Here is a 16,512-nt window from a genome sequence, read left to right on the forward strand (position 1 = left end):
GGCTAAGGGTCGCATAAGTTTCGCCGGATACGATCGGCCGGATCATCGTAACCAGCGAAACTGCCGCATGAATGCACTCGAAGCGCTCAACCGCGCGTGGTTCCTTGCGATCAACGCGCGAGCCGCCACGCCGCTATGGCAAATCGACGTTGCCATCGCCATCGCCGAAGATCTCGTTTATCTCATTCCCGCGCTGCTCGCGTTCATGTGGCTCTTCGGCGGCCGCCTTCAACGCGGCGCGGCCGTGCGCGCGTGCTGCGTCACGTTCCTCGCGCTCGGGCTCAATCAGCTGATCGGCATGCTGTGGATGCATCCGCGGCCGTTCATGATCGGCCTCGGCCATACGTTCATCGAGCATGTGCCCGATTCGTCGTTTCCGAGCGATCACGGGACGCTCTTCGCCAGCGTCGCGCTGACATTGCTGCTTGCGCGTCTCTGGCATGACGGCCTGCTTGCCGCGCTCGCGGGCGTCGCGGTCGCGTGGGCGCGGGTCCGCATCGGCGTGCATTTTCCGCTCGATATGGCGGGCGCAATCGGAGTCGCGTGCATCGCGTATGCGCTCGTCGCGCCGCTCTGGGCGCGTGCCGGAGAAGCGCTGATGCGCTTGCTGATTGCGCTCTATCGCAAGGCCGCGTCGTGGCCGATTCGCCGTGGCTGGCTCGCGCCTTGAGTTTCAAAAGCGCGGACGCGCGTTCGTCTTGATCGCGTAGCCCGCGCGGAAGGCCCGCGCATCGCTCATCGACGTTCGCCAACCATGACAAGCCTTCAAGGTAGCTCCATGCGATTCGATCTCGCCAGCTTCACCGATCCGGGCGGTCGCAACAGCAACGAAGACCGGCTCGTGCTGGTCGCGCATCGCCGGCTGATCGCGGGCATCGTCGCCGATGGCGCGGGCGGTCTCGGCGGCGGCGACGTCGCGGCGCAACTCGTCGTCGACACCATGCGCGACGTGCTGCGCGATTGCGCGACGCGCGGCGAGAGCGTCGAAACGGGACAACTCGCCGATGCGATGCTCGCCGCGAACCGCGCGATCGTCGATGCGCAATCGGCCGGCGGCACGCGCGAACGCATGCGCTCGACCGCCGCGATCCTCACGATCGACCCGCAAGGCGCACACGCGAACTGGGCGCATTGCGGCGACACGCACATCTACTGTTTCAGGAACGGACGCATCGTCCTGCAGACGCTCGATCAGGGCAGCGCGCAGCCATACCGGCTGCGCAGCGTGATGCACACGGCGCTCGGCACCGACGACGAACTGAAGATCGAAGCCGCGCGCGTGCCCTTTCCGATCGAGGATGGCGACGCGTTTCTCGTCTGCAGCGACGGCTTCTGGGAACATCTCGACGAAGCGTCGATGATCGATTCGATCGACGATGCCGGCGACGCCGCAAGCTGGCTCGCCGCGCTCGCGGCTCGTGCGCGCCGCAACGCGCCCGCCGGCGCGGACAATCTGAGCGCGATCGCGTTGTGGGCGGGCGCGCCGCGCGTCAGCCGATAGGCGCGGCGCAGGCGCGGCCGGACGCGACGATCCGTCCCGCCATGCTGCTCAAGAAGCCCGGAAGTTCCGCCGCGGGCATCGGCCGGCTCAGCAGAAAACCCTGCATCTGATCGCATTCGAGTTCGCCGAGCGTGCGGAATTGCGACTGCGTTTCGACGCCTTCCGCGACGACCTCGATCTGCAACGCGCGCGCGAGCGTCACGACCGCCGACAGCAACGCGCTGCCGCGCTGCCCGGACGAATCGAGATCGCGCACGAAGGAGCCGTCGATCTTGATCTGATCGAAACGAAAGCGCTGCAGATAGCAGAGGCTCGAATACCCGGTGCCGAAATCGTCGATGGCCACGGCGTAGCCGCGCGCTTGCAGCGCCTCGATCGTGCGGCTCGTCCGTTCGATGTTCTGCATCGCCGTCGATTCGGTGATCTCGAACATGAGGCGCGACGGATCGACGCCGGACGCGGCGATCAGCGCATCGACGCGCGCGACGAGATCGGGCACGTTGAACTGGATCGGCGACAGATTCACCGAGACCGAGATCGCCGGCAGGCCGTCCGCGTCCCATCGCGCGATGTTGCGGCACACTTCGCGCAACACCCAGTCGCCGATTTCGACGATGAGGCCGGAGCGCTCGGCGATCGGAATGAATTCGAGCGGCGCGATTTCGCCGAGCTCCGGATGACGCCAGCGAATCAGCGCCTCGACGCCCGTCACCGATTGCGACGCGACGCTGAACTTCGGCTGAAACGACAGGCTCAACTGGTCGTCGCTCAACGCGCGATGCAGGTCACGTTGCAGGATCAGCGACCTGAGCGCCGTGTGATTCATCTGCGGCTCGAACACGCGGACCGTATTGCGCCCGCTCTGCTTCGCGGCGTACATGGCGGCGTCGGCGCTGTGGAGCAGTTCGTCGGCGTTCGCGCCGTCGCGCGGATGAAACGCAATGCCGATGCTCGCGCTCACGCGCAGCGGCAAGCCGTTGACGACGATCTCCTGCGAGAGACGCCCCAGCACGCCATTGGCGACCGTCATTGCCGCCGAGGTGTCCGCCGCGTTCCCGACCACGATCACGAATTCGTCGCCGCCGAGCCGCGCGACCATGTCGGTATGGCGCAAATCCTCGCGCAGACGCTCGGCGCATACCTGCAGCAGATCGTCGCCGACGCCATGACCGAGCGAATCGTTGATCGACTTGAAGCCGTCGAGATCGATGAAGAGCACCGCGAACGGCGACGCGCGGCGCGCGCCGTCTTCGATCGCCTGCGCGATGCGCAGCGTGAGTTGCTGGCGGTTCGGCAACCTCGTGAGCGCGTCGTGCGTGCCGAGATAGCGCAGTTGCCGGTTCGCGCGCTTCAGCGAGATCGACAGGCTGCTCGTGTGGAGCGCGAACAGCGCGAGCGTGCCGACGAGCACGGTGAACGACATCGCCGTGACGACGAGCGCGAGCCAGTTCGCGTCGAGTTTGGCATCGGCGAGGCAGAGGCTGCCCGGCGCGAAGTTGGCCGCGTCCATGCCCAGATAGTGCATGCCGGTGATGGCGACCGCCATGATGATCGCCGCGCCGAGCCGCTTGACGACGCGGTTCTCCACGTTCGACGCGCGCAGCGTGAACGCGAGCCAGAGCGCGGCCATCGACGCGAAGATCGCGACCGCGACCGACAGCGCCACTTTCCAGACCGTGTAGTCGATTCCCGGCGACATCTCCATCGCGCGCATGCCGGTGAAGTGCATCGCCGCGACGCCGACGCCCATGATCGTGCCGCCGACGACGAGGCGCGGCCACGATAGCGCGCCCCGGCTCGCGGTGGCGAGCGCGATGAACGACACGCCGATCGCGAGCACGAGCGACGCCGCCGTGATGGACACGTCGTAGCCGACGGGAATCGGCAGCGAGAACGCGAGCATGCCGATGAAGTGCATCGACCAGATGCCGACGCCCATCGACACCGCGCCGCCGGCAAGCCAGGCGGGGCGGCGTTTCGCGCTCGCAAGCGCATTCAGGCCGCCGGACAGCTCCATCGCCGTGTAGGACGCGAGGAACGCGACCACCAGCGACAGGCAGACCAGCAGCGGATTGTAGACACCAGTCATCGGCCCTCTCTCGTTTCTTGTCAGTCTTTTGCGACTGCTTTTTCTTGCGGTTCGACCGCCTCAGGCCCACGCCGAGATGACGCCCGGCGCTCGATTCCTCATGCGCTATCGGCCGGTCAGCCGAAAACTTTATGGCCATCCCCTTTCTACGACTTTCGATGTAGGCCATCCAGCCGATTTTGCGCGCGCCCCGCCGTGACTAATTTGAAAGCGCCGGCTCGCAGGAACGGCTGAAAAGCCGACACGCCTCGGGCCACGCGCCGGGCGGCGCAGCAAACGCAGGAGGGGCCATGTTCACGCACAGAGGATTCAGGGGAACGGGAGCGTCATCATGGACGCGCTGACTCATCGCGACGCAAGCGCCTTCGCGCTCGAAACGTCGACGCTCGCCGAACTGTGGCATCGCCGGACGAGTCTCTCCGACAGCGAAATCGGCCAGATCTACAAGCTGGTGTTGGCGGCGCTGCGCGGCTATTACCCGTCGGAGTTGCGCGGACTGCCCGAGGACAAGGAGGAGCTGATCTCGCAATTCTTCTTCTCGCGCGTGTTGCGGCTCGACTTCGAGCAGCGCCCGTCGCACGCGTCGCCGGAGAGCGCGCCGTCCACGGCGCATGCGCTGTGCGCGTACTTTCGCCGCTTCCTGATCGACTGTCTGCGCAGCGCGAGCCTGCAGCGCAATCTGTCGATCGAGATCGACGGCGTGCAGGCCGAAGTCGATTCGCGCGCGCACGCTCCCGACGATCCGGTGGCAGCCGCGCTCGCCGAATTCGGTCTGAGCGAGGCGGACGTGCGCGGTCTCGCGCGCGCGTTCGTCGCGGCGCTCGATGCGCCGGACCGGATCGTCCTCGCGGGGAGTCTCGGCGCGTGCGGCGAACGCAAGGGCGGGCTCAAGGCCGTCGCGGACCGGTACGAGGTGCCGTCGTATCACTATCGCGCGCGCAAGCTCGGCGTGACGATGAAGAAGAAAGCGACGCCGAAATCCTTCGCCGCGACGAAAATCGGCCGCTGGATGGAGGACACGCTCGGCATCGCGATCGCGCCGGAGAACCGCGACGCGATCCTGATCGTGCTGAATCTGCTCGCGCTAGAAGCGCACGAATGAGCGGGCGTCAGCGGTCTTCGATGTCCGTCGGCGGCGTTTTCACGATGCCCGCGCCGACGTTGCCCTGCGACACGCGCCGGCCCCGCTCGTCCGCGTCGAGCTTGCGGCCTTGCTCGGTGACGCCGGCGGACGTGATCGTCTGCAACGTCGCCTTGTTGCGCGTGTCTTGACGGGGCGTCGTCGAAAAGGTGGCGCCCTCGGGCGGCGACACCGCGATCTTGCGCAGGATTTGCGGCGCGGCGGCGCTCGTGCCCTCGAACGCAAGCGCCGAGCCGCTGCGCGTGCCCGCCGCCATCACGCCTTTGCGGATGATCGAGCGATCCGATACGGCGGCCACGTCGGGCCCGGCGCGATCGGGCGGCTTGCCCGCGCGGTCGAAGCCCGACGAGGAGTAAGGCGCGGTGGCCAGGTCCTGCTTGCGATAGCCGCCGACGACGCACGTCTGAAAGCCCGTCGCAATCGAACTGAGCGTGCCCTCGCGACGGATCCAGCTCGGCGGATTGGGGCCGTCGTAGTCCTGCGGCGCGGTGTATTTGTCGAAGCGCACGTAAGCATCGTCGTCGAAGCGGGACTGGCGTCCGCGTACGGGGAAGCCGAAGGGCGTCTCGTTGCGCTGCACCCAGGCTTGGACTTCGATGTCACTGTTCTGGTTGGCATTCTTCAGCTCGATCATCCAGTCGCCGCTCGGCGCGGGACGCCGGTTCGGGTCGCGCGTCATCGTCGGCGCGAGCGCGACGAGAATCATCGGCGGTTTGCCGCGCGCGCCGCGGCCGAGATGCACGACCGTGCACAGGCGCTCGCTGCCGAGCGTCCAGGCGGCGACGCTGCCGGGCTGGATTCCCGCGCTCGCGCCGCCGCCGGGCGGCCGCACCGCGACTTCGATGTTCGAATCTCCTATATCGGGCAGCCAGATTTCGACGAAACTCGGCGTCAGACACTCGGGCAACACGCGCCAGCGCAGTTCTTCTGTCGCGTCCTTTGCGATGGACAGCGTGCCGTGACAGCGGTCGAGATTGCTGTTGCCCGCCGGGAGCGTGATCGAGCAGGCTTGCGTTTGCGAGAGCTCGTCCATCGCGCATTCGAGCATCGACGTGCCGTCGTGCGGACCGGCGAAATAGCCATAGCTCATATTGATGAACGCGCGGCTCACATCGCCGGCAATGTCCCGCGTGCGCGCGATGATGTAGCGCAACGCATCGAGCGCCTGCGCGTCGAGCCAGAGGCCGGACGTGTCGCGCACGGTCCGGCCCGGCTGACGGAATTGCACGGCGACCAGTTCGGGCGGCGGATCCGGCGCTCGATTCGGATTCGGCGCCGAAAGATCGGGCCGCCGCAAATCGACGCCCGCGGCGAGGTCCAGCGTCGCGGTGCCGTGCGTCCATCCGCGGGCGAGCGCCGTCGCGCCCGCATCGCGATAGAGCGCCTCTTCGTCGATGACGCCGTCGCGCCGCGCGTCGTTCATCCGCTTGTGAATGTCCGCCGAGAGGAACTCGCGCCCGTATCCGAGCCCTTGCGCGTCGTTGGCCGGATCGTCCTGATTCCAGAAACAGCGCACGCGCGAGTCCGTGCCGGCTGCATCGGCGTAAAAATGCGCGTGCGCGAACGCGATGGCGTCGTCGCATGCGCCGACCACGACGACCTTGGGCGCGCCATGGCGACGCGGCGCGTGAGCGAGCTTGTCCTGATTCGTGACCGGCACGGGATCGCTGCGCGGCGGCTCGCCGGCCAGCACCGGCATCGCGAGCGTGAAGCGCTCGATCATGTCGGCGAGATCGGTCTTCAGATGTTCGAGAAACGCCGCCGTCACGAATGCGGTGCAAAAGCGCGTGTTTTCGAGACCCGCGGCCGGATGACGATAGAGCGCCGACATCCATATCCCGCTCTTGCCCTGCACCGTCTCGGCGAGCTTGCGCGCCGTCGTGCCCTGCGCCGTCTCGATGGCGATCGGCACGAAGCCCGGCGGCGGGCCGCCCAGGTCTGCGAATCGCGTGAGAACGGCCCACACGAGGTATGGATCGGCGCGCGTTACGCCCAGCACGCCGGCTTCGGTTTCGTCCAGCAGCGGCGTGGCATCCGAATGGACCTGCCAGATCGCGTTCATGTCGGCACGCGATTTCCGCTCAAGCCCTTGCCGTTCCACTCGTTCTTCGCCTCGTTCCATAGCCAGGCGAGAATCGGCGAGCCTGCGCCCGTCGGCTTCGGCTTGCCGAGCCAGATATGCGGGTAATCGGGGGACACCATCGTCGGCGGATCGGTCTGCTGCGCGGCGGTGGCGTTGGCGGGCCAGAGGAGCGGCTCCTGATCGTTGAAGTCCTCTTCGCCGTCGAACTGGTCGCCCCGGAACGTGCGCGGCGTGAAGGTGCCCCGATCGCCGTCAATCTTGCAGCGATGCACGAAATACTCCGCGAGCGTCGTCCCGAGCAGATGCCCCGCCGCCGTGTCCACCGGGAAGTGCACGCCCGCGATCGTGCGGTTGAGCGCGACGCGCCGCGCCTGCGCGTAAAGCTGCGTGTGCAGCGCCGTCGACGGCTGCGCGCCGGTCGCCATCGGCGCGTTGCGTAAATCTCGGAAGAAATCGTTCATCACGCCCGCGACGATGTACGCCTGCGTCGAATGTCCGCTCGGCAGCGAGCCGTGGCCGGGCGTCGGGATCATCGGCTGAACTTGCGGCGAATAGTCGATCGCGCGGCTGCACGCGAGCGCGTGCTTGAAACGCATTTCCACGGCGATCGCGAAACGCACCGCCGTCGCGAGCAGTTCGAGCGTCTTCGGCGTGCGCTGCGGACTCAGGAAAAGAATCGAGCTCCAGAAGGCTGCTTGCGGTCCCATCTGCAGCAGCGTTTCGTTGGCCCGTTCGGCGCGCAGGTCGGAGTAGCGATCCATAAACGTGAGCTGCTTGACGAACACGTCCTTGCCCGGCCGATGCATCTGAACGATCAGCTTGGGCGGATCGAACTTGGGCGCGGTGTCGTTCGGGTCGATCCTGAAACCGCGATCCCACAGCGTCACGCCGGTCCCGCCAGCCTCCTCTTCCGCATCCTTTGGCGAGAGCGTGAAGGCGAGATTCGACACCAGTTCGAAGTCGAACACGCTCGCCCGCACCCAGTCGTCCCAGCGCCAGAGCTGGCCGTTGTCGTCGAGATTGCGAACGGGATTGCCGTTCGCGTCCGTCCGGAATTCGTCCTCTTCGGGATTGATCCCAAACGGCTGACCCGGCTGCCACGGCCCGCAGATGCCGTCGCGATGGCCGATGAGACCCATCGTCTGCGATTCGGCGCCGCCGAGCATGTCGGCGCTGCCGACTCCGCCGACGCCTCCCACTCCCCCGACGCCGCCCACGCCACCGACGCCGCCCACGCCACCGACGCCGCCCACGCCACCGACACCACCTACGCCGCCCACTCCGCCAAGAGTCGCCATTTGTTCACCTCTTTGCTTCGTCAGGAATGCCCGCGGGCTACTGCAACGGCAAACCCGCGCGCCGCAGCGCGTCCGACCAGATGCGGCCCGTCTCGAACGCCGCGCTCGGCGAACGCTCCAGAAAGCCGCGCACGGTGAGATGCGGCTCGATCGCGAGCACCTTGCGGATCGTGAGCCGCGCATCGTCGACGAGACCGAGTTCCGCCTGCGCGATCGCGAGCGCGCGCAAGGTCGACGTGTTATTCGGCCCGTTGCGCAGCGAATGCTCCGCGAGTTCGATCACGCGCTCGTACTGGCGCGCGGAAAGCGCCGCCGTCGCGCAGAGCGACTCGTAGAAACTCTTCAGCGGATCGAGCGGCGAGAGCGCGAGCGCATGTCCCGTCGCCGCGACGGCTTCGTCGCCCTCGCCCTTGAATGCATGAAGCGTTCCCTTGAGCAGCCACGCGAGCGAATCGTTGGGATTCGCCTCCAGCGCGCGCTCGTAGCAATCCTCGCCGGCATCGAGCTGCTTGAGCAGATTCGTGCGGACGAAACCTTCGACCGCGAGCGCCATCGACGAGCGCGAATCGGCGTCGAGCGCGCGCCGCGAGCAGGCGAGCGCGGAATGCGCCTCGCCGACGCGGTCCGTCGTCCAGCCGCGATTGAAGCGCAGCACATGCCATTTCGCGAGCCATGCGTAAGGCGTCGCCTGGCCGCGCGCGCGTTCCGCGAGCACGTCGAGCATCTGGCCGGCGCGCTCGAATTCGTCGCGCACGCCGCGATGCATCAGCGCAATCGAGCCGAGCAGCAAGGTCGAGCTTTCGAGCGTCGGCAGCGACTGGCTGCGCGTGCGTTCGAGCTCGTGCGACACGATCCGCGTGCCAACCGACGTATGAATGTGCGCGACGAGCGTGCTTTCGCCCGCGATGACGGCGTCGATGCTGTCGGTGAGCGTTTCGCCCCAGACGACGCAAGCGAGTTTGGTATCGGCGAGTTCGACGGCGAGCACGATCTTGCCGCCATGCGTGCGATACGCGCCCGACAGCACGTAGCGCGCATCGAGCAGCGCGCCCGCCTGCGACGCGTTCGCGCTCCGGTCACGCAACGCGCTCGTGGATAGCCGAGAGATCACGCGCAGTTCGTCGCTGCCCGAGAGACCGATGATGATGTCGTCGGCGAGAATCTCCCCGAGCACGTCATGGCTCGCGTCGAGGCAGCGCGACGCGAACGGAATCACCGCGATCGAAGGCCGCAGCACCGCCGCGCCGATGGCGTTCGGCGCGATCACCGGACGCGGCCCCGGTCCGCCGAGACGGAACGCGTGCACCGGATGCGCCAGATGCCGCAGATGACACTCGCCGAGATCCTCGATGCACGCGTCGAAAACGCCCGCGAGCCGCGCCTGCACGCAATCCGACATCACGATTTCGCCGGGTCCGGCGAGGTTGTAGAGACGCGCGGCCAGATTCACGCCGCGTCCGTAGACGTCGCGCTCGTCCGCGAAAAGCTCGGTCTCGTGCAGACTCTCGCGCAACATGAGCGGCTCGGCCGCGGCGTTGCCGTCGCCGCGATCGGCCGCGCTCGCCCTGCACGCCGCCTGAATGTCGAGCGCGCAACGCGCCGCCGGCAACGCGTGCTCGAACAGCATCATGAGGCCGTCACCTTCGGTGCGGATCAGCCGCCCCTGATGCTCCGGCACGATGCGGTTTTCAATGACCGCGCGCAGATTGCGCCAGCGCGCGGCCGTTCCCGCTTCGTCCGCTTCGGCGAGCCGGCACGACTCGACGAGATCGGCGAACAGGATCGTACGCACGACGCGTTGCAACACATTGGCCGTACCGGCAAGTTCCGCGTTCATACTTTCAAGACCGATCGACGGCGCGTCCGTTCGATAACGGATGGCCCATGCTCTCACCGAGATCGCATCAAGCGCAGCAGGACGGCAGACGCGGGTCTCGCGCGGTGTTTGATGATGATTTGAATGGCCGCGACGCCCGGCATCTTTTACTCGCGTCCGATGTTTCGGGTCACGAAATGTCTGCCGCACACCATAACGTAGTCATTGCATCGGTGAATAGCAAGGCGCCTTTTCCGCACTATGTACGGAAGCGTTCCTAAGCGCCTCGATCCTTGTCGGCCTGCAGCCGGCTCGCGATGAGCTGCACCAGATAAAGCGCGAATTCGGGCTCCTGATAGTAGAGCCGAATGGCATCGGCGGCGGAAACGGTTCGCATCTCGCAGTCCGTCTTGCAGATCACCGTCGACGTGCGCCGATGCTCCGGCGAAAAGAGCCCGATTTCGCCGAGGACCGTGCCCGCGCCCAGTTCGATGCCGAGCTCCGAAAGCCGCACCGTGCCCTTCTCGACGTAGAACATCTGGCCGCTCGGATCGCCTTTGCGAAACAGCACTTCGCCGGGCCGGAAACGCTGGCTTTCCATTCTGGCGAGCAGGCGCGCGACCGGAAGCTGACCGCTGATGGCGTGATCGACCTGCGTCTCGCGGATCTTCGCCATGCGCGCCGCAACCGCGCTCGCTTCGCCACGGCTCGATACGTTCAGCGCCTTGAATATCGTCGTGAGATGCGTCTTGACCGTGGCCTCGGCGACATCGAGTTCGCGCGCGATCGTCTTGTTGGAGCGTCCGCGAGCGAGCAGCGCGAGCACTTCGAGCTGACGCGGCGTCAGATGCAGGTTCGGGTCCGGCGCGACGTTTCCGGACGGCATGCGCAATTCGCTTCTCTCCGACGAAAGCAGCGAGCGCGGCAGCGAAACGCCGCCTGCCAGCACGAGGCCGATCGCACCAAAAAGAAGCTCTGCCGAAGCGGATTTCTCGACACATCCGGCGACGCCCGTCGCGATCAGTTCATCGACTTGCTCGCGCGTGGCCATGTTCAACAGCACGATCACGGGCGTCGTTCCGACACGTTCGCGCGCGGCGTCGAGTTGCGCGCGGACATCGTTCAGACGATCGCCGTCCATGACGATGCAATCGGGCTTGCGTTCGTCCGGCCATCGATCGGGAAGACGGTCGGCCGCGTGCACTTCGGCATCCTGCGCGAATCCCCGCAGGAGCGCCGCGACGCCCTCGCGAAACAGCCCCGCCGGTCCGGTCAACAGTATCTTCATGCGATGCATGCTATACCGACTCGCGCGCTCATGCGCGATGGTCGAACGTTCGTCATGCGAAGCGCGCATGCCGTGCGCAAATTGTAAGAGCGTGCTGCGCTGCCTATACTGCATTCGCCATCGGCACACTGCGAGGCCACGCATATGACAGGCAAAAGCAAGCACGCATGGCGGGCGATTCATGCGCTGCTGGTCGCGCAAGCCTGCATCGCCGATTTCGCCGCCGCGCAGCAGCGCGTGCCCGACAAAAGCCTCGTGTACTGCTCCGAAGCCAGCCCCGCCGGATTCGACGATGCGCAATTCACGTCGTCGATCGAAGCGAGCGCGGCGGGCTATACCGTCTACAACCGGCTCGTGGAGTTCGATCGGGAAAACGGCGATATCGAGCCGGGGCTCGCGCAGTCGTGGGAACGCTCGCCGGATGGCCTTCAATACACGTTTTATCTGCGCCACGGCGTCAAGTTTCATACGACTGGCTACTTCACGCCGACGCGCGAATTCAACGCCGACGACGTCGTGTTCACGTTCGAGCGCATGCGCGATGCACAGCATCCGTTTCGCCGCGCTTATCCCGTGTCGTTTCCGTATTTCCGCGACCTCGGTCTCGCGACGAACATCGAACGCATCGACGCGCCCGATCCCTATACGGTGCGCTTCACGCTCGCACGAATCGATGCGCCTTTCCTGCAGAAAATGGCGATGCCCTTCGCGTCGATACTCTCGCGCGAATACGCCGACAAGCTGCTCGCCGCGGGCCGCGCGAGCGACATCAACTGGCATCCGGTCGGCACCGGTCCTTTCGTGTTTATCGACTACGCGAAAGACGCGACGATCCGCTTCGCGGGCAACACGCAATACTGGAAGGCGAACGTCGTCCGGCTGAAATCGCTGACGTTTTCGATCACCACCGATCCGATGGTGCGCCTGCAAAAGCTCAGGCAGGGCGAATGTCAGGTGATGAGCTATCCGCGTCCCGCCGACATCGCGTCGATCAGGAAAGACGCGCGCCTGCAAGACGTGAATCAGCCGGGGTTCAATCTGGGCTATCTCGCCTACAACACGTCCAGAGCGCCGCTCGACGACGTGACCGTGCGCCGCGCGCTCGACATGTCGATCGACAAGCACGCGATACTCGACGCCGTCTATCAAGGCACCGCGCGCGCCGCAACCAATCCGATGCCGCCGATGCAATGGGGCTACGACTTCGGCATTCGCGACGCGCCGTACGATCCGGCACGCGCGAAAGCGTTGCTCGCGCAAGCGGGTCACGCGAACGGACTCAAACTCAGGCTATGGGCGATGCCGGTGCAACGCGCGTACAACCCGAACGCGCGGCTCATGGCGGAGATGATTCAGGCGGACTGGGCGAAGATCGGCGTGCAGGCGGAGATCGTCACGTACGAAATGGGCGAGTACGTACGCCGTGCGCGCGCCGGCGAGCATGACGCGCTACTCATCGGATGGAGCGGCAATTATGGCGATCCGGACGACTGGCTCGGCGTGCTCCTCGGCTGCGACGCCGTGAAGGGCGGCAACTTCGCGAAGTGGTGCTACAAGCCCTACGACGATCTCATCAAGGAAGCGCGGGCCACGCTCGATATCGATGCACGCACCGCGCGCTATCAGCAAGCGCAGAGAATCTTCAAGGAACAGGTTCCGTTCACGCCGATTGCGCACGCGACCGTTTATCAGCCGGTCGCGCGCAATGTGATGGGCTTCAGGATCGATCGATTCGGCATGACGCGTTTCTGGGGCGTCGGCATCGACTGATTTCGTCTGACGAGTTCAGGACGGTGTCAGCTCATCGAGCACCGACGCGAGAATCATCGCGCCCGCATTGCCCGGAACCGGACGCGGATTCGGCGCATAAACACGATCGCCGCGACGAATCTCGACGCCGCTCATCGCGCATACGCCGACGGTGCGCGCGCGCATCGCACGCCACACCTGATCGCCATAACAGCAGCGCGTCGAGTCGCGCCATTCGATGGTCGCCGTCGTGCTCGATGGCCGCTCGATCAGCTTCACCGCGACGCGTTGATCGCCGCCTTGCGCGAAAGGACGCCTCGGCGAAGGCGCATCGAAGCTCGCGCCATCACTCAACGATGTCAGCAGGAAGATCGTTCGCGCCCACGGATCGAGGGCGAGTGCAGCTTCAGCCATGTTCGGCTCCTTGTCGAAGAAATGCGTGGAATCGGCATCGCCACTCCAAGGTAATGAAACCGAAATCGCGCGCCAACTGCCCGATGGTTGCGCCGGCCTATATCAAGGTTTAATGCGCGCGGCGGCTGCGCCCGCGAAAACTAACACCTTCGTATGAGCGCATCAGACAGACGGCTGGATGCACGGCGCGCACGCCACGCGAACGTTTAATCGATGCATCGAAGGTTGGTGCACGCACGCTCCTTCGTAGGTGTAGTCGAGCCGTTCCGTGGCCGATACAGTGTCGTCAAGGTCGAAACGCGAACGCAGACCAACGGCCTTATCGAGGGAAACCGAAGAACATCAATTATTTCGGATACCCGATCAATCGCATCACTCAATCCACCTCGGAGTCGATCATGAACAAGTACCTCGTCAGCCTCTCTCTCGTTGTCGCCACGCTCGCCGCGCCCGCGATCGCATTCGCGCAATCGAACGGCCCCGTTACGCGCGCTCAAGTCCGTGCCGATCTCGTCGCCGTCGAGCAAGCCGGCTATAACCCCGCGATCGCGAGCGATCCGTATTACCCGGCGGACATTCAGGCAGCGGAAGGCAAAATCGCCGCGCAACACACCGACGCATCGCAAGCCTATGGCGGCGTACGGACCGGCACGAGCGCATCGGCAGCGAGCGCGTCGAAGCATGCCGCGATGAACAACGCGTGCGTCGGTCCGGCCGACTTCTGCCAGCCGTTCTTCGGCAGCTGATCCATCGTTCGCACTAGCGGAGTCTTTCATGAAGCGAATTTTGCAAGTCGCGTCGGCACTGGCGTTATCGGCTGGCGTGTTGGCATCGGCGAATGTATCCGCGCAAACGCATGCGCCGATCAAGAACATCGTCCTCGTGCATGGCGCATGGGTCGACGGCTCGGGATGGAAGCCGGTCTACGACATCCTGACGCGCGACGGCTATCACGTCACGATGGTGCAGGAGCCACTCACCTCGCTCGACGCGGACGTCGCCGCGACCAAGCGCGTCCTCGACCTGCAGAACGGTCCGACGATTCTCGTCGGTCATAGTTACGGCGGGTCGGTCATCACGGAAGCGGGCGTGCATCCGAACGTCGCCGGGCTCGTCTATGTCGCGGCGCATGCGCCGAACGTCGGCGAGGACGAAGGCGCGCTCGGCAAGAAGACGCCGAGCTTCCTCGCGAAGCAGACGAACGCCGTCGAAAAGACCGCGGACGGCTATACGTATCTGAATCCCGCCGTCTTCCCGAAAGACTTCGCCGCCGATCTTCCGCTCAGGCAAGCGACGTTCGAATCGCGCTCGCAGATCCTGACTGCGGCGCAAGTCTTCACGACGCCGCTCTCCGCCGCGGCGTGGACGACGAAACCGAGCTGGGGCATCGTGGCGGGCGGCGACAAGATCATCAATCCGGATCTCGAACGCTGGTACTACGAACGCGCGCACAGTCACATCACGGTCATTCCGGGCGCGAGCCATTCCGTGTACGAATCGAAGCCGCAGCAGGTCGCGGCCGTGATCGAAGATGCCGCGAAGCATGCGGTGCAGTAGGTGAAAATCGCGCGGCGTCGTGCAGCACGCATGACGCCGCGCGCATTCGTCTGGGGTTTGCGCTTCTTGCCGTATCCGCCGTCCATGGCTTATATAGTGTGTGGCCGCGCGTGTCGCGCACGAGGCGTCGAATGACCAGACGGAGGAAGCGATGGTTCGGCTCGTGATGATTCTTCTCGGCGTCGACTATCTGCGCACGCGCTGGCGCTCGGTGATGACGCTCGGCCTGCTCAGCATCGCGCTCGGCGGCGTCATCTTCATCGACGCGCTCGACGGTTCCCTGTACTTTCCCATCGTCCCCTTCGTGCTGCTGATGCTGCTCGAAGGCCTCGCCACGCTGGCCGTCGCGTGGACCGGCATGGGCGGCCAGCGCAAGCTGCGCTACGTGAAGGGCGCGACTTTCTGCCTCTCGGCGCTGCTCGTGCTGTTCGGCGGCGAGCACGGCAATTTCGTGCTGTCGCTCATCTTCGGCACGCTTTTTCTCGTCGATGGCGCGCTCCAGATCATTTCCGCGCGCGTGGTCCGCTTTCGCAAATGGCGTATCGCGATGGCGGGCGGCGTGCTCGAGATCGCCATCGCGATCTTCTTCTATCAGCCGTATCCGGATCACTATGCGGGCACGGTCGCGTATTGCGTCGCGTTCGGGCTTTTCTTCGGCGGCTGGAACATGATCCTGCTCGCGGCGCGCGTGCGGCGCATGGCGGCGAATCCCGCCGTCGATGACGGTGCAACCAACTCCGCTCACGACGACGCGAAGCCCGCCGCGCCATCGTTCGCAGGCGCGGTCTGGGACGGCCCGCCCGCGCCCGGCGAAGCCGCGCTGACGGTGCATGTGTGGACGCCCGTCGGCACGGCGAAGTCGCAACCGCGCAGGCAATTGATCATCGATCGCTATATCGCCGCCGTCGACAGGAACGGCACGATCTCGACCGGCCATGCGGCGCTGGAGACGCCCGAGGGCGTGTACATCAGCCTCTATCCGGCGGTCGAAATCGACCGGTCGCCGGACGAATTCTCACGCACGTTGCGCGCGACGCGCGAGAACGACGTGCCCGGCCTCTTTCAGCCGAACTACGAAACGGAATCGAAGGCGTGGTGTCCGTCGACGCAGCAGGTGCGTATCCGCAATTACGATCCGGCGCGGCTCGCGCGCTTCTGGCAGGAGTATCGGCGCGACACGACGTACAACCTCACGTACCGCAACTGTTCGAGTTCCGTGGCGCGGGCGCTGGAAGCGGCGATCGAAGGCGCGTCGGCGCGCGTGTGGGGCAAAGGCGGCGGATGGAAGCCGCTCGTGCGTATCATGACGACGCCCGAGTTGTGGGTCGCCGCGCAAGTTCGCAAACGCGCTGCGACGATGGCCTGGACGCCCGGCCTCACGCTCGACTATGCGCGCGCGCTCAGCATGCTCGCGGACCCGCGTCACTCGGGCTGGGTGAAGATGGCGCGCATCGCGGTCGCGACGATGTATCGCTCGCGGCAGCGCTGGCGCGCCGAAGAGCACGCCGCCGTGCGCGTTCAAGAGCAAGATGCGTCGGCGACGGCGGAGCAGCGTACCGGCTGACGCGCCGTGGCA

At 65.7% G+C, this 16,512-nt stretch carries 13 protein-coding genes; 7 read left to right on the forward strand and 6 right to left on the reverse strand.

Annotated elements, in window-relative coordinates:
• The first annotated feature begins 67 nt into the window (after positions 1-67).
• Both NCR93_RS22200 and NCR93_RS22205 read left to right on the forward strand, forming a co-directional pair.
• Positions 68-670 carry a phosphatase PAP2 family protein gene (locus tag NCR93_RS22200; protein WP_175981113.1) on the forward strand — a complete coding sequence of 201 codons (603 nt, stop codon included), beginning with the start codon at positions 68-70 and terminating at the stop codon, positions 668-670.
• Between the two features lie 108 nt (positions 671-778).
• Positions 779-1,501, forward strand: a complete 723-nt coding sequence (locus tag NCR93_RS22205; protein ID WP_008348376.1) for a PP2C family protein-serine/threonine phosphatase — start codon at positions 779-781, stop codon at positions 1,499-1,501.
• On the opposite strand, the gene NCR93_RS22210 is transcribed toward NCR93_RS22205, so the two are convergent.
• A complete protein-coding gene (locus tag NCR93_RS22210; protein ID WP_175981115.1) occupies positions 1,491-3,590 on the reverse strand; it encodes a putative bifunctional diguanylate cyclase/phosphodiesterase in 2,100 nt (699 codons plus the stop codon). The two genes, NCR93_RS22205 and NCR93_RS22210, sit on opposite strands and share 11 nt — an antisense overlap.
• A 331-nt stretch (positions 3,591-3,921) precedes the next feature.
• Between NCR93_RS22210 and NCR93_RS22215 the strand changes: the two genes are divergently transcribed.
• A complete protein-coding gene (locus NCR93_RS22215; protein ID WP_008348380.1) occupies positions 3,922-4,692 on the forward strand; it encodes a hypothetical protein in 771 nt (256 codons plus the stop codon).
• 7 nt (positions 4,693-4,699) lie between these two features.
• Here the strand turns inward: NCR93_RS22215 and NCR93_RS22220 are convergent, their stop codons facing one another.
• From NCR93_RS22220 to NCR93_RS22235, 4 genes are all read right to left on the reverse strand, one after another.
• A complete protein-coding gene (locus tag NCR93_RS22220) occupies positions 4,700-6,793 on the reverse strand; it encodes a S8/S53 family peptidase (RefSeq protein ID WP_175981117.1) in 2,094 nt (697 codons plus the stop codon).
• The gene (locus tag NCR93_RS22225; protein WP_175981119.1) at positions 6,790-8,112 is read right to left on the reverse strand and encodes a phosphatase PAP2 family protein; all 1,323 of its coding nucleotides are present in this window, start codon (positions 8,110-8,112) and stop codon (positions 6,790-6,792) included. The genes NCR93_RS22220 and NCR93_RS22225 overlap by 4 nt, the downstream gene beginning before the upstream one ends.
• A gap of 37 nt (positions 8,113-8,149) precedes the next feature.
• Positions 8,150-9,949: an adenylate/guanylate cyclase domain-containing protein gene (locus NCR93_RS22230; RefSeq protein ID WP_175981121.1), complete on the reverse strand. Its 1,800-nt coding sequence runs from the start codon at positions 9,947-9,949 to the stop codon at positions 8,150-8,152.
• Between the two features lie 256 nt (positions 9,950-10,205).
• Positions 10,206-11,216, reverse strand: coding sequence for a LuxR C-terminal-related transcriptional regulator (locus tag NCR93_RS22235; protein ID WP_175981123.1), 1,011 nt, complete (start codon positions 11,214-11,216; stop codon positions 10,206-10,208).
• 144 nt (positions 11,217-11,360) lie between these two features.
• Between NCR93_RS22235 and NCR93_RS22240 the strand changes: the two genes are divergently transcribed.
• Positions 11,361-12,986, forward strand: coding sequence for an ABC transporter substrate-binding protein (locus NCR93_RS22240; protein WP_175981125.1), 1,626 nt, complete (start codon positions 11,361-11,363; stop codon positions 12,984-12,986).
• A gap of 15 nt (positions 12,987-13,001) precedes the next feature.
• Here NCR93_RS22240 and NCR93_RS22245 read toward each other — a convergent pair whose 3' ends face one another.
• Positions 13,002-13,379 (reverse strand): DUF3331 domain-containing protein, encoded by a 378-nt coding sequence (locus NCR93_RS22245; RefSeq protein WP_175981127.1) that lies wholly within the window; start codon positions 13,377-13,379, stop codon positions 13,002-13,004.
• 398 nt (positions 13,380-13,777) lie between these two features.
• On the opposite strand from NCR93_RS22245, the gene NCR93_RS22250 reads away from it, so the two are divergent.
• From NCR93_RS22250 to NCR93_RS22260, 3 genes are all read left to right on the forward strand, one after another.
• Positions 13,778-14,125, forward strand: a complete 348-nt coding sequence (locus NCR93_RS22250; protein WP_008348393.1) for a DUF4148 domain-containing protein — start codon at positions 13,778-13,780, stop codon at positions 14,123-14,125.
• 28 nt (positions 14,126-14,153) lie between these two features.
• Positions 14,154-14,936: an alpha/beta hydrolase gene (locus tag NCR93_RS22255; protein ID WP_175981129.1), complete on the forward strand. Its 783-nt coding sequence runs from the start codon at positions 14,154-14,156 to the stop codon at positions 14,934-14,936.
• 151 nt (positions 14,937-15,087) lie between these two features.
• On the forward strand, positions 15,088-16,500 hold the full coding sequence (locus NCR93_RS22260) for an HdeD family acid-resistance protein (protein ID WP_175981131.1): 1,413 nt from the start codon (positions 15,088-15,090) through the stop codon (positions 16,498-16,500).
• Positions 16,501-16,512: the final 12 nt, after the last annotated feature.

This window comes from Caballeronia sp. ATUFL_F1_KS39 (assembly GCF_023630985.1).
GTDB lineage: Bacteria > Pseudomonadota > Gammaproteobacteria > Burkholderiales > Burkholderiaceae > Caballeronia > Caballeronia zhejiangensis.

Coding starts and splice junctions, on each gene's coding strand:
- NCR93_RS22200 (WP_175981113.1), top strand. CDS start 68: ATGAATGCACTCGAAGCGCTCAACCGCGCGTGGTTCCTTGCGATCAAC.
- NCR93_RS22205 (WP_008348376.1), top strand. CDS start 779: ATGCGATTCGATCTCGCCAGCTTCACCGATCCGGGCGGTCGCAACAGC.
- NCR93_RS22210 (WP_175981115.1), bottom strand. CDS start 3,590: ATGACTGGTGTCTACAATCCGCTGCTGGTCTGCCTGTCGCTGGTGGTC.
- NCR93_RS22215 (WP_008348380.1), top strand. CDS start 3,922: ATGGACGCGCTGACTCATCGCGACGCAAGCGCCTTCGCGCTCGAAACG.
- NCR93_RS22220 (WP_175981117.1), bottom strand. CDS start 6,793: ATGAACGCGATCTGGCAGGTCCATTCGGATGCCACGCCGCTGCTGGAC.
- NCR93_RS22225 (WP_175981119.1), bottom strand. CDS start 8,112: ATGGCGACTCTTGGCGGAGTGGGCGGCGTAGGTGGTGTCGGTGGCGTG.
- NCR93_RS22230 (WP_175981121.1), bottom strand. CDS start 9,949: ATGAACGCGGAACTTGCCGGTACGGCCAATGTGTTGCAACGCGTCGTG.
- NCR93_RS22235 (WP_175981123.1), bottom strand. CDS start 11,216: ATGAAGATACTGTTGACCGGACCGGCGGGGCTGTTTCGCGAGGGCGTC.
- NCR93_RS22240 (WP_175981125.1), top strand. CDS start 11,361: ATGACAGGCAAAAGCAAGCACGCATGGCGGGCGATTCATGCGCTGCTG.
- NCR93_RS22245 (WP_175981127.1), bottom strand. CDS start 13,379: ATGGCTGAAGCTGCACTCGCCCTCGATCCGTGGGCGCGAACGATCTTC.
- NCR93_RS22250 (WP_008348393.1), top strand. CDS start 13,778: ATGAACAAGTACCTCGTCAGCCTCTCTCTCGTTGTCGCCACGCTCGCC.
- NCR93_RS22255 (WP_175981129.1), top strand. CDS start 14,154: ATGAAGCGAATTTTGCAAGTCGCGTCGGCACTGGCGTTATCGGCTGGC.
- NCR93_RS22260 (WP_175981131.1), top strand. CDS start 15,088: ATGGTTCGGCTCGTGATGATTCTTCTCGGCGTCGACTATCTGCGCACG.